Source organism: Streptomyces montanus (assembly GCF_005786655.1).
GTDB classification, from domain to species: domain Bacteria; phylum Actinomycetota; class Actinomycetes; order Streptomycetales; family Streptomycetaceae; genus Streptomyces; species Streptomyces sporangiiformans.
This window is the reverse complement of sequence record NZ_VBZC01000104.1, coordinates 7,864-21,022: the sequence shown is the minus strand read 5'-3', so window position 1 is coordinate 21,022 and position 13,159 is coordinate 7,864. Positions and strand designations below refer to the sequence as shown.

Annotated in this window: 4 protein-coding genes; 3 read left to right on the top strand and 1 reads right to left on the bottom strand. The window is 70.4% G+C overall.

Annotated elements, in window-relative coordinates; genetic code table 11:
• Window positions 1–809, bottom strand: an 809-nt coding sequence (locus tag FE633_RS44835; RefSeq protein ID WP_138050920.1) for a radical SAM protein, incomplete at its 3' end; no start/stop codon positions are given.
• 449 nt (window positions 810–1,258) lie between these two features.
• Between FE633_RS44835 and FE633_RS44830 the strand changes: the two genes are divergently transcribed.
• The 3 genes from FE633_RS44830 to FE633_RS49050 all read left to right on the top strand — a co-directional run.
• The gene (locus FE633_RS44830) at window positions 1,259–2,116 is read left to right on the top strand and encodes a 1,4-dihydroxy-6-naphtoate synthase (protein WP_425473328.1); all 858 of its coding nucleotides are present in this window, start codon (window positions 1,259–1,261) and stop codon (window positions 2,114–2,116) included.
• Window positions 2,117–2,455: 339 nt separating this feature from the next.
• Window positions 2,456–12,553: a type I polyketide synthase gene (locus tag FE633_RS44825; protein ID WP_212747350.1), complete on the top strand. Its 10,098-nt coding sequence runs from the start codon at window positions 2,456–2,458 to the stop codon at window positions 12,551–12,553.
• 48 nt (window positions 12,554–12,601) lie between these two features.
• Window positions 12,602–13,159: beta-ketoacyl synthase N-terminal-like domain-containing protein (locus FE633_RS49050; protein ID WP_425473327.1), on the top strand; the 558-nt coding region annotated here is incomplete at its 3' end.

The window sequence follows — 13,159 nt, the reverse complement described above, 5'->3', positions numbered from 1 at the left end:
GCCTGAAGGCGGTTACGGACCTTGCCGTCCTGCATGTCCACGAAATCGTGCTGGTAGCGCAGCGGGATGAACACCTGGAAGCCACCGGTCTCGTCCTGCAGCTCACGCAGCCGCAGGACGTGGTCGACGCGGTGGCGGGGTTCCTCGATGTGGCCGTAGAGCATCGTGCACGGGGTCTTCAGACCCTTCGCGTGCGCGAGACGGTGGATACGCGACCAGTCCTCCCAGTGGGTGCGGTGGTCGACGATGTGCTGCCGCACCTCCCAGTCGAAGATCTCCGCACCGCCACCGGTCAGCGATTCCAGACCCGCCTCGATCAGCTCGTCCAGAATCTCCGACGCCGACAGGCCCGAGATCGTCTCGAAGTGGTGGATCTCGGTGGCCGTGAAAGCCTTCAGCGAGACGTTCGGCAGCGCCTTCTTCAGCTCGGAGAGCGACCGCGGGTAGTAGCGCCACGGCAGCGTCGGGTGCAGGCCGTTGACGATGTGCAGCTCGGTGAGGTTCTCGTTCTCCATCGCCTTGGCCAGGCGGACGGCCTCCTCGATGCGCATCGTGTACGCGTCCTTCTCGCCCGGCTTCCGCTGGAACGAGCAGTACGCACACGACGCCGTGCACACATTCGTCATGTTGAGGTGGCGATTGACGTTGAAGTGCACGACGTCGCCGTTCTTGCGCGTGCGCACATGATGCGCCAGACCACCTAGCCACGCCAGGTCGTCCGACTCGTACAGGGCGAGGCCGTCCTCGCGGGACAGCCGCTCGCCGGCGAGGACCTTGTCCTCCAGCTCGCGCTTGAGCCCAGCGTCCATTACCGGGAACCTCCTCGGTCGGTGCCTGACGGCACACCTGGTGAGTGTGAGCACGCCTCCGGGGACGTGGCTCGTCTGTCGGCCTTGTTCGGGACCCGGCGGCACCCCGGACCGTCCGGGCTGCCGCACGAGGTCATGGAGAACCGGCCACGTGTGCCGCGCAGGAGCGGGGCCGGACGGGTCGGTCCGACAACCGGCGCGCTCCGGAAGCCGACCCGGCGCATGCCGCGGACCGGCACCCGCTGACGCCCCTCCATGCTGGCCGATGTCTGTCTGGGGAAAACCCCACACCCGGAGCGGGTTCGCTGGAACGGGGCGACCCTGCCCCGCAATTGACCCGCGCCGGTCGAGGAGCCCGCATCGGGCGGCGCGGGCGCGAAGACCCGCACGCGGCGACAAGAGAAGACCCGCACGCGGCGACAAGAGAGGCCAACGACCGCATGACTGAAATGGCCACAACACACGAACGACTGACCCTGGCACACTCGCCGTGCCCCAACGACACCTTCGTCTTCCACGCCTGGACGCACGGCCTGCTACCAGGAGCACCCGAGACGGACGTCACCCTGGCCGACATCGACATCACGAACAGCGTGGCCGAGGAGGCGTCCCTGGACGTGCTCAAGGTCTCGTACGGTGTGCTGCCGTACATCCTCGACGACTACGCGCTGCTGCCGACCGGTGGTGCGCTCGGCCGTGGCTGCGGCCCGCTCGTCCTGCTCAAGGAACCGGGTGCACCCGCCGACCTGTCCGGCGCCCGGGTCGCCGTGCCCAGCACCCGATCCACGGCCTATCTGCTGTTCCGGCTGTGGGCCGCGCACGCCGTCCCCGACGGCGTCGGGGAGATCGTCGTCCTGCCCTTCCACGACATCATGCCCTCGGTCCGCGACGGCCGCGTCGACGCGGGGCTCGTCATCCACGAGGCCCGCTTCACCTATCAGCGGTACGGCCTGCACTGCCTCGCCGACATGGGGGAGGAGTGGGAGAAACGGACCGGCCTGCCCATACCCCTCGGCGCGATCGTCGCCCGGCGTGCCCTCGGCGAGCGCCGGATCGCGGAGGTGACCGAGGCCATCCGCTCCTCCGTGCGCTTCGCGTGGGACGCGCCCGACGCGTCCCGGGACTACGTCACCGAGCACGCGCAGGAGATGGCGCCGGCGGTCATCGGCCAGCACATCGACCTGTACGTGAACTCGTTCACCGCCGGCCTGGGGGAGGAGGGCTACGCGGCGGTGACAGAACTCCTCGAACGCGCCGCGGGTGAGGGGCTCCTGCCTCCGGTGACTCAGGGAGCCCTTCGTCTGTGAGTCTCTGCCTTCTGTGAGTCACAGCAGCCAGGGGCTCTGCCCCTCTGTGAGTCTCTGCCGTCCGTGAGTCTCTGCCTCGGGATGGGAGCGGCCAATGTTAGTGGTTCTCTTAGAGCCGGTCGGCGCAGGTCACCGCCCTCCGAGGGCGTCCGCATAATCGAGCGCAGGGTGGCGCCGCGAACGGCGGCCGGATCAGTCCCCTCCCCCCCCCGCTGATCCGGACTTCGCCGACCGGCGCCGCCTGTGTCTGACGGGCCGTCACCCACCCCTCGTTGTCGGCGAGGTCCCGAGCCTTTCGTTGGACGAGACCTTGCGCCAGCTGTTGAAGGGAACCGATCTGTGAGCGAGGCCAGGCTTGACGACTTCCTGCGGCGCGTGACGGCGGACCTGAAACGCACCCGCAGCCGCTTGCGCCAGATCGAGTCGAAGGCCGTCGAACCCATCGCCATCGTCGGCATGGCCTGCCGCTACCCCGGCGGGGCCCGCACGCCCGAGGACCTGTGGCAGCTCGTCGACTCCGGCTCGGAAGGCATCACCGGCTTCCCCGACAACCGAGGCTGGGACCTCGACGGACTCTACGACCCCGATCCGGGCCGCCCCGGCACCTGCTACACCCGCGAGGGCGGCTTCCTGCACGACGCCGCCGACTTCGACGCGGACTTCTTCGGCATGTCGCCCCGGGAGGCACTCGCCACCGACCCCCAGCAGCGGCTGCTGCTCGAGGCCGCCTGGGAGGCCATGGAGCGTGCCGGGCTGCGCCCTGCCCAACTGAAGGGCAGCGCGACCGGCGTCTTCGCGGGCGTGATGTACAACGACTACGCCACGCGGTTCACCCAGCCGCCCGCTGGACTCGACGGCTACCTGGGCAACGGCAGCGCGGCCAGCATCGCCTCCGGACGCATCTCCTACACGTTCGGGCTGGAAGGCCCCGCGGTCACCGTGGACACGGCCTGTTCCTCGTCCCTGGTCGCGCTTCACCTGGCCGTCCAGGCGCTGCGGGGCGACGAGTGCGACCTCGCGCTGGCGGGCGGCGTCGCCGTCATGTCCACACCGGTGACCTTCCTCGAGTTCAGCCGCCAGCGCGGACTCTCCGCCGACGGCCGGTGCAAGTCCTTCGCGGACGCGGCGGACGGCACCGGCTGGAGCGAAGGCGTCGGCATGCTCCTGCTGGAACGCCTCTCGGACGCCCGGCGCAACGGCCATGAGGTCCTCGCCGTGGTCCGTGGATCGGCCGTCAACCAGGACGGCGCGAGCAGCGGACTCACCGCGCCCAACGGGCCGGCGCAGCAACGCGTCATCCGCGCCGCCCTCGCGGCAGCCGGCCTCTCCCCGGCGGACGTGGACACGGTCGAGGCGCACGGCACCGGCACCACCCTCGGCGACCCCATCGAGGCGCAGGCGCTGCTGGCGACGTACGGCCAGGACCGGCCAGGGGACCGACCGTTGTGGCTCGGCTCGCTCAAGTCCAACATCGGGCACACCCAGGCCGCCGCCGGCGTCGGCGGCGTCATCAAAATGGTGCAGGCCATGCGCCACCAGAGGCTGCCGCGCACCCTGCACGTCGACGCCCCTTCCACCACCGTCGACTGGACGGAGGGCAACGTTCGTCTGCTCACCGAGCCGGTCGAGTGGCAGGACCCCGGCCGCCCGCGCCGCGCGGGTGTGTCGGCTTTCGGCGTGAGCGGTACCAACGCCCACGTCATCATCGAACAAGCGCCGCCGGTACCGGCCGAGGCCGAGGAAGCGGCTGCCGAGCGAGTATCGGCCGAGGGAGCTTCGGACGCCCCGTTGCTGCCTGTCCTGCCGTGGCTGCTGACCGCGCGGGGCCCGGAGGCGCTGTCGGAGCAGGCCCGGAAACTCTTGCTGCACCTGTCAGCCCATGGGGTGGAGGACGACCACGCGGTGGCCCGGTCCCTGGCCACCACTCGCTCGGTGTTCGAGCACCGTGCGGTGGTGCTGGGCGCGGACCGGCAGGCGCTGGTGGCCGGTCTGGAGGCGCTGGCGTCCGGCGAGTCGGCGGCCGGTCTGGTCAGCGGCTCTGCGCGGAGCGGTGGCAAGACGGCGTTCCTGTTCTCAGGGCAGGGGGCTCAACGCCTTGGTATGGGGCGTGAGTTGTACGAGGCGTTCCCGGTTTTCGCTGACGCGTTCGATGCCGTCTGTGTCCATGTGGGTGGGCTGCGGGACGTGGTCTTCGGTGCGGATGCGGAGGTGTTGGGTCGTACGGAGTGGGCGCAGCCTGCGTTGTTCGCGGTGGAGGTGGCGCTGTTCCGGCTGCTGGAGTCGTGGGGGGTACGGCCGGACTTCGTGGTGGGGCATTCCATCGGCGAACTGGCGGCCGCTCATGTGGCGGGTGTGTTCTCGCTGGAGGATGCCTGCGTTCTGGTTGGGGCGCGGGGCCGGTTGATGCAGCGACTGCCTGATGGCGGGGCGATGTTCGCGGTGGAGGCGTCTGAGGACGAGGTCGGGGCGCTGCTGGAGGGCCGGGGGGCCGAGGTGTCGGTCGCGGCGGTCAACGGTCCGCGGTCGGTGGTGATTTCTGGTGTGGACGCGGTGGTGGCGGAGGTTGCGAAGGAGTGCGCGGAGCGGGGGCGTCGTACGTCGCGTCTGCGGGTGAGTCATGCGTTCCACTCGCCGTTGATGGAGCCGATGCTGGAGGAGTTCCGGGCGGTCGCCGAGGGTGTCACGTACCAGTCGCCGCGGTTGGCGTTGGTGTCGAACGTGACTGGTCAGGCCGCTGGCGTGGGGGAGTTGGAGTCGGCGGAGTACTGGGTGCGGCATGTGCGTCAGGCGGTCCGGTTCGCCGACGGGGTGGCGTGGCTGGCGGAACACGGGGTGACCCGGTTCGTGGAGCTGGGTCCGGATGCCACGTTGACCGCCATGGCGCAGACGTGTGTGCCGGACGGCGACGACCGCGTCTTCGTCCCCGCCCTGCGCAAGGACCGCGACGAGCCGACGGCCCTGCTCACCGCCGTCAGCCGACTGCACACACACGGTGCTGCCGTGGACTGGCCGACCGTCATCCCCGGCGACCGGCCGGCCGTCGACCTGCCGACGTACGCGTTCCAGCGGCGCCGCTATTGGCTCGACCCGGACCAGAGCGGCCCCACACGCACCACCGGCCACCCGCTGCTGAGCGCGGCCATCACCCTGGCAGAGTCGTCCGCCGTCGTGTCGACCGGCCGCCTCTCGCGCAGTACGCACGCCTGGCTCGCCGACCACACGGCCTTCGGCACCGCCGTGGTGCCCTCCGGCGCTTTCGCCGACCTCGCCCTGCACGCCGGTCGGCACATGGGCGTTCACCACGTCGCCGAACTCACCGTCGAGCGACCGCTGTCCTTCCCCGAGAACGCGGCCGTCGAGCTCCAGACCGTGGTGGAGCCTGAGGGTGAGGACGGCCGGTGGTCCTTCACCGTCCACTCCCGCCCGGCCGAGGCAGGGGAAGAGGACCAGGACCAGGATCACCCCTGGACCCGGCACGCACGGGGTCTCCTCACGGACGCCACGGCACGGAGTGACGCCGAGCCCGGTACGAATCTCGGCGCCTGGCCCCCGCCGGGCGCGGCCCCCGTCGCGGTGGACGAGATGTACCGGACCCTGGAGGGCCAGGGCGTCGCCCCCGGCGAGGCGTTCCGCTGCCTGACAGCTGTCTGGCGACGCGGTGACGAACTGTTCGCCGAGGCCGTGCTGCCCGAGGCGCAGCGCGTCGACGCCGCCCGGTTCACCGTGCATCCTGCCCTGCTCGAAGCGGGCCTGCTGGCCCTGCCCGCGCTGGGTCACGCAGCTCCCCACGTATCCCTCTGGTCGGGCCTGACCCTGCGCGCGGTCGCCGCCGAGTCCGTACGGATACGGGTGGCGCCGAACCCGGACGGTGACGGTGCGCTGACACTGGAGCTGGCGGACGAGACGGGCGCCTCCGTCCTGACGGCCGAGGCGGTGACCGTGCGGCCGCTCTCCGAGACCGACCTCCCGGCCGCCGCGCACGCGGACGCGGGCGCGGACGGAGACGACCTTTTCACCGTGGAGTGGATCCGCCCCAAGGGGCCGGTCCAGAACGCCCCGGCGGACGTCGCCGTGTACGGCGGACTCGACGACCTGCTGGCCGCTGTCGAAGACGGTGCTCCGGTCCCCGAGCTCGTCGCCGTGCCCTGGCGCACGACCCCTGCTCCGGGTGACGGCACCGCACTGGCCGCAGCTGTCCACGAGGCCGCCGCGCAGGCACTGGAACTCCTGCACAGGTGGCTCGCGGACGAGCGCTTCGCCGGCTCCCGCCTGGCTCTCGTCACCTCGGGTGCGGTTGCCGCGCTGCCCGACGAGACGGTGCGGGACCTGCCGGCGGCCTCCGTTCGCGGACTCGTACGGTCCGCACAGTCCGAGAACCCCGGGCGTTTCCTGCTGCTGGACAAGGGCACGGGCACGGATGCGGACGACCTCACCGCCGAGGAGATCGCCGAGGCACTGCGGTACGACGAGCCCGAGAGCGCCCTGCGGGACGGCCTTGTACTGGTACCCCGACTCGGCCACTCCCGGAGCCGGTCCGAGCCGCACGGCCCGATTCCGTCCTTCGACCCGGAACGGACCGTCCTCGTCACCGGTGGAACCGGCACCGTGGGCGCCGCCGTCGTCCGGCACCTGGTCACCGAGCACGGCGTACGCCACCTGCTGCTGGCCGGACGCCGAGGCGCCGACGCGCCCGGCGCGACGGAACTCATCCGCACCGTCGAGGACTTGGGGGCGCGGGTCACCGTGGCCGCCTGTGACGTGGCCGACCGCGACGCACTGGCCGACCTGCTGGCCACCGTCCCGCCGGACCACCCACTGGGCGCGGTCGTGCATGCGGCAGGCGTGATCGACGACGGCGTGATCACATCGCTCACACCGGAGCGCCTCGCCGCCGTCCTCCGGCCGAAGGCGGACGCCGCCGTCAACCTGCACGAGCTCACCCGGGACCTCGGACTGTCGGCGTTCGTCCTGTTCTCCTCTGCCGCCGCCACCTTCGGCGGTCCCGGCCAGGGCAACTACGCGGCCGCCAACGCCTTCCTCGACGCGTTCGCCCTTCACCTCAGGTCCGCCGGCCGGCCCGCCGTCGCCATCGGCTGGGGACTGTGGGAAGAGGACAGCGCGATGACGGGAGGACTGGGCAGTCCGCACCGCGGCCGCATCGCCCGAGGCGGCGTCCGGGCGCTGCCCACCCACACCGCGCTCACCCTCTTCGACAGGTGCATGGACCGTCCCGCGGGACTTCCCCTGCCCGTACGCATCGACCTCCCCGCCCTCCGCGAGGATCCGGCGAACGTGCCGACCGTGCTGCGTGCACTGGCCGGCTTCACTCACCTCCGGCAGGCCGCGGCCGCCGGAGCCGGCACATCAGCTCGGTTCCGCGACACCCTCGCCCAGCTGCCCGAGAAGGACCGCCGGTCCATCGTGCACGACACCGTCCGCACTGCGGTCGCGACCGTCCTCGGTCACGGCCACGACGCCACCGTCGACCTCGAACGCGCCTTCGGTGACCTGGGCGTCGACTCGCTGACATCCCTGGAACTGCGCAACACGCTCGCCCGGAGCACCGGTCTGCGGCTGCCGGCCACGCTCGTCTTCGACCATCCGACTCCGGCCGCCGTCGTGGAGCTGCTGCTCGACGAACTGTCCCTGCTCGGCGGCACGGTCGTGTCGCCGACGGCACAGCCGAGGACGTCCGACGCGACGGGCATGGGGAACGACCCGATCGTCATCGTGGGGATGGGGTGTCGCTTCCCGGGGGGTGTGGATTCTCCGGAGGGGTTGTGGCGGCTGCTGTCGGAGGGTGGGGACGGCATCGTCGACTTCCCCGACGACCGGGGCTGGGATCTCGACGCTCTCTGCGGTCCTGATATCGACGGTTCCTACACCAGCGCCACGAGGTGTGGTGGCTTTCTGGCTGGTGTGGGTGGTTTTGATGCGGGGTTTTTCGGGGTGTCGCCGCGTGAGGCGTTGGCGATGGATCCGCAGCAGCGGTTGTTGTTGGAGACGTCGTGGGAGGCGGTGGAGCGGGCGGGGATTGATCCGCGGTCGTTGCGGGGCAGCCGGACGGGGGTGTTCGCGGGGACGAACGGTCAGGACTATCCGGCGCTGTTGGCTGCTTCGGGTGGGGATTTCGCGGGCTATATAGGCACGGGTAATGCGGCGAGTGTGGCGTCGGGTCGGGTGTCGTATGTGTTGGGGCTTGAGGGTCCGGCGGTGACGGTGGATACGGCGTGTTCGTCGTCGTTGGTGGCGTTGCATCTTGCGGTTCAGGCGTTGCGTGCGGGTGAGTGTGATCTGGCGCTGGCGGGTGGTGTGACGGTGATGTCCACGCCGGGTGCGTTTGTGGAGTTCAGTCGGCAGGGTGGGCTGGCGGCGGATGGGCGGTGCAAGGCGTTCGCGGAGGGTGCGGATGGTACGGGGTGGGGTGAGGGTGTGGGTGTGCTGCTGGTGGAGCGGTTGTCGGACGCGCGCCGTCATGGCCATCCGGTGCTGGCCGTGGTGCGCGGTTCGGCGGTGAATCAGGATGGTGCGTCGAACGGGTTGACGGCGCCGAATGGTCCTTCGCAGCAGCGGGTGATTCGGGCGGCGTTGGCGAGTGCGGGGTTGTCGGCGTCGGATGTGGATGCGGTGGAGGCGCATGGGACGGGGACGGCGCTGGGTGATCCGATCGAGGCGCAGGCGCTGATCGCCACTTATGGGCAGGACCGGCCCGAGGAGCGGCCGTTGTGGCTGGGGTCGGTGAAGTCGAACCTCGGTCACACCCAGGCCGCCGCCGGTGTGGCAGGCCTGATCAAGATGGTGCTGGCCATACGGGAAGGGGCGCTGCCGCGGACGTTGCACGTGGGTGAGCCGTCTTCGCATGTCGACTGGTCGGCGGGTGCTGTCCGGTTGTTGAACGAGCCGGTTGTGTGGCCTGAGTTGGGGCGTGCACGTCGGGCGGGTGTGTCGTCGTTCGGTCTGTCCGGCACGAACGCGCACGTGATCCTCGAAGCCGCACCCGAGGAGGAGACGGCGTCAGAGTCTGCCGGTGCACCAGGTGTGCTGCCGGTGGTGCCGTGGGTGGTCAGTGCGCGCAGCAGGGAGGCGCTGGGGGCGCAGGCGGGTCGGCTGCTGGCCCATGCGGAGGCGCATCCCGAGCTCGATCCGCTGGACGTGGGCCTGTCCTTGGCCACGACGCGTACTGCTTTTGAGCACCGTGCGGTGGCGCTGGGCGCAGACCGGCAGGCGCTGGTCGCCGGGCTGGAGACTCTGGCTTGCGGTGAGGGCGGCGTGCAGGGGGTTGTGTCCGAGGGCAAGACGGCGTTCCTGTTCTCCGGTCAGGGGGCGCAACGCCTGGGTATGGGGCGTGAGTTGTGCGAGGCGTTCCCTGTCTTCGCGGAGGCGTTCGACGCGGTGTGCGCGCATGTCGACGGGTTGCGGGACGTGGTCTTCGGCGCGGACGCGGAGGCGTTGGATCGTACGGAGTGGGCGCAGCCTGCGTTGTTCGCGGTGGAGGTGGCGCTGTTCCGGCTGGTGGAGTCGTGGGGTGTGTGTCCCGATTTCGTGGTCGGGCATTCCATCGGCGAACTGGCGGCGGCGCATGTGGCGGGGGTGTTCTCGCTGGAGGATGCGTGCCGTTTGGTGGTGGCGCGTGGTCGGTTGATGCAGCAACTTCCTTCCGGTGGGGCGATGTTCGCGGTCGAGGGGGCCGAGGACGAGGTCGCGGCGCTGCTGGAAGGCGGCGATGCTGAGGTGTCGGTTGCGGCGGTCAACGGTCCGCGGTCGGTGGTGATCGCCGGGGCCGAGGAGGTCGTGGCGCAGGTCGCGAAGGAGTTCGCCGAGCAGGGACGCCGTACGTCTCGCCTGCGGGTGAGTCATGCGTTCCACTCGCCGTTGATGGAGCCGATGCTGGAGGAGTTCCGTACGGTCGCCGAGAGCGTCACCTACCAGCCGCCGCGGTTGGCGGTGGTGTCGAATGTGACTGGTCAGGCTGCCGGAGTGGGGGAGTTGGGGTCGGCGGAGTACTGGGTGCGGCATGTGCGTCAGGCGGTTCGTTTCGCCGATGGGGTGGCGTGGCTGGCCGAGCATGGGGTGACCCGGTTTGTGGAGTTGGGTCCGGACGGGACGTTGACTGCCATGGCTCAGGCCTGCCTTGCCGACGACGGAGTTGACTGCGTCTTCGTGCCGGCCCTGCGTAAGGATCGTGACGAGGCCAAGGCTCTCCTGTCGGCCGTATCAACGGCCTTCGTTCATGGTGTCGGTGTCGACTGGCCTGTCGTCTTCGAAGGCACCGGGGCCGGTCGGGTGGCTGTGCCCACCTATGCCTTTCAGCGGGAGTGGTTTTGGCCGGAGCCTGCTGGCGCGGAGGCATCGGGTGTGGTGGCTGATGTGGCGGAGGCGGGTTTCTGGGCCGCGGTGGAGCGCGAGGACGCGGATGCGGTGGCGGGTGTGCTGGGTGTGGACCAGCAGGCGTTGGCGGGTGTGGTGCCGGTGTTGTCGGCTTGGCGGCGGCAGCGCACGGAACGCTCGGCGGTGGATGCGTGGCGGTATCGGGTGGCCTGGGAGCGGGTGGCTAATCTGCCGTCCGGTCGTCTGGAGGGCCGTTGGTTGCTGCTTCAGCCCTCCGGTTCCCAGGAGGTGCTGACGGGCTTTGAGGAGTGGTGCCCGGGCCTGGAGCGGGTGGAGTATCCGCTTGGTGCGGACCGCGCGGAGCTTGCTCGCGTGATGGCCTCCGTAATGGCGGGTGCTGCGGTGGAGGGGGTGCTGGCTCCGGCTGAGGGGCCGGAGGCGGCCCTGGCGCTGGTGCAGGCGGTGTTGGCCGATGCCGATGGGGCAGGCCGGTTGTGGGTGCTGACCCGGGGTGCAGTGGCGGCTGCGGGAGCAGACCGGGTCGTCGAGGTGGGGCAGTCCGGGGTGTGGGGTCTGGGCCGCGTCGCCGCTTTGGAGTTCCCGGAGCGCTGGGGCGGTCTGGTCGATCTGCCACCCCGGGTGGAAGAGGAGACCCTGGTGGCGCTGGCGGGTGTGCTGGCCGGCGGTGCGGAGGACCAGGTCGCTCTTCGCGGCTCCCGCATTCTGGCCCGTCGCCTGCACCATGCCACCCCCGCAGACCATGTAACTCCGGCGGAGCCGTGGAGGGCGGATGGCCTGCGGGTGCTGGTCACCGGTGGCACCGGGGCGTTGGGGGCGCGACTGGCCCGCCAACTCGCCGAACAGGGCGCGGCCGAGCTGGTACTGACCAGCCGACGCGGCCCGGACGCGCCCGGAGCGCATGAACTCACAGACGAGCTACGGACGTTGGGCGCCCAGGCAGTCGTGGAGGCCTGCGATGTCGCCGACCGCGAGGCGGTAGCCGACCTGCTGGCCCGCCACCCCATCGACGCGGTCTTCCACGCGGCAGGTGTGGTGGACGACGACGTAATCGGCGCCTTGACCCCGGATCGTCTGTCCGACGTGCTGGCGGGCAAGGCGGCCGGTGCCGCGCATCTCGACGAGCTCACCCGTGATCGGGAGTTGTCGGCGTTCGTGGTGTTCTCCTCGATCGCCGGAGTGTGGGGCAGTAGTGGGCAGGCCGCGTATGCGGCGGCGAATGCGCAGTTGGATGCGCTGATCGAGAACCGGCGGGCGCAGGGCCTGACCGGGACCGCTCTCGCCTGGGGACCGTGGGACGGCGAGGGGATGGCGGCCGCGCCCGAGGCGCAGGCCCTGTTGCGCCGCCGTGGCCTGCTCCCTCTCGCCCCCGAGCGTGCCCTGCTCGCCCTCACCCGCGCCCTGGAGCTGGGCGACACGACCGTCACCGTCGCCGACATCGACTGGGAACGTTTTGCGTCGGTGTTCACCAGTGGTCGGCGGAGCCCTTTGCTGGGTGGCCTGGCGGAGGCGCGGGCAATGAGCGGGGGCGAGGCGGGAGAGGCCTCGGGTGTCGGCGAGGGCTGGGCGGTGCGGTTGTCCGGGTTGCCGGAGGTGGAGCGGCGGCGTGTGGTGGCGGATTTGGTGGGGCAGCGGGTGGCTGCGGTGTTGGGGCATGCCAGGGGGTGGAGTGTGGAGTCGGGCAGGGCGTTTCGTGACATGGGCTTCGACTCGTTGACCGCGGTGGAGTTGCGGAACCAGCTGAGTGCGGAGACCGGGGTGCGGCTACCGAGCACCCTCGTCTTCGACCACCCCACCCCCGCAGCCCTCACCGACCAGCTCTATGCCGAACTCTTCCCGGACGCGGTTCCGGCAGCACCACAGGACGGGCTGTCCTCGACCGGTGCGGACGAGGCCGCCGTGCGAAGGAAGCTCGCCGCCGTCCCTGTCTCCAAGCTCAAGGAGAGCGGCCTGCTGGAGGCGATCCTGGCCCTCGCCGAGCAGGAGGGCACGGATGCCGTCCCGGAGTCCCTCCCCGAAGACGGCGAAGCCATCCGCACGATGGATGTCGACGCACTCGTGGAGCTGGCCTTGGGCGATCTCGACGGTTGAGCACGTCCACCCCGCACACATCGTCCGCCGAAGCCGAAGCAACAATTTGTGGAGCTGAGCATGGCCACGTCCGAGGAACGAGTCGTCAAAGCCCTTCGCGCAACGATGCTCGAGAACGAGCGGCTGCGCAGGGAGTACGACGAGCTGGTGAACGCGGCTGCCGAACCCGTCGCCATCGTGGCCATGGCCTGCCGCTACCCCGGTGGCGTCCACTCGCCCGACGGCTTGTGGGATCTGCTGGCCGGCGGAGAGGACGCCATCAGCGCCTGCCCGACCGATCGTGGTTGGGACCTCACCGACCAGGCTGTCGACGAATCCGCCGTGCGAGGCGGATTCGTCGACTCCGCCGATGAGTTCGATGCGGCGTTCTTCGACATTTCGCCCCGCGAGGCACTGGCCATGGACCCGCAGCAGCGCCTCATGCTTGAGGCGTCGTGGGAGGTGTTCGAGCAGGCCGGGATCGATGCGGCCAGGGTGCGTGGCAGTCGCAGCGGCGTATTCATCGGCTGCAGCAACCAGAACTACGGATCAGGAACCGGCCGCGACCTGCCCACGGGCACCGAGAGTCATCTCCTCACCGGTAACGCGGCCAGTGTCGTTTCCGGG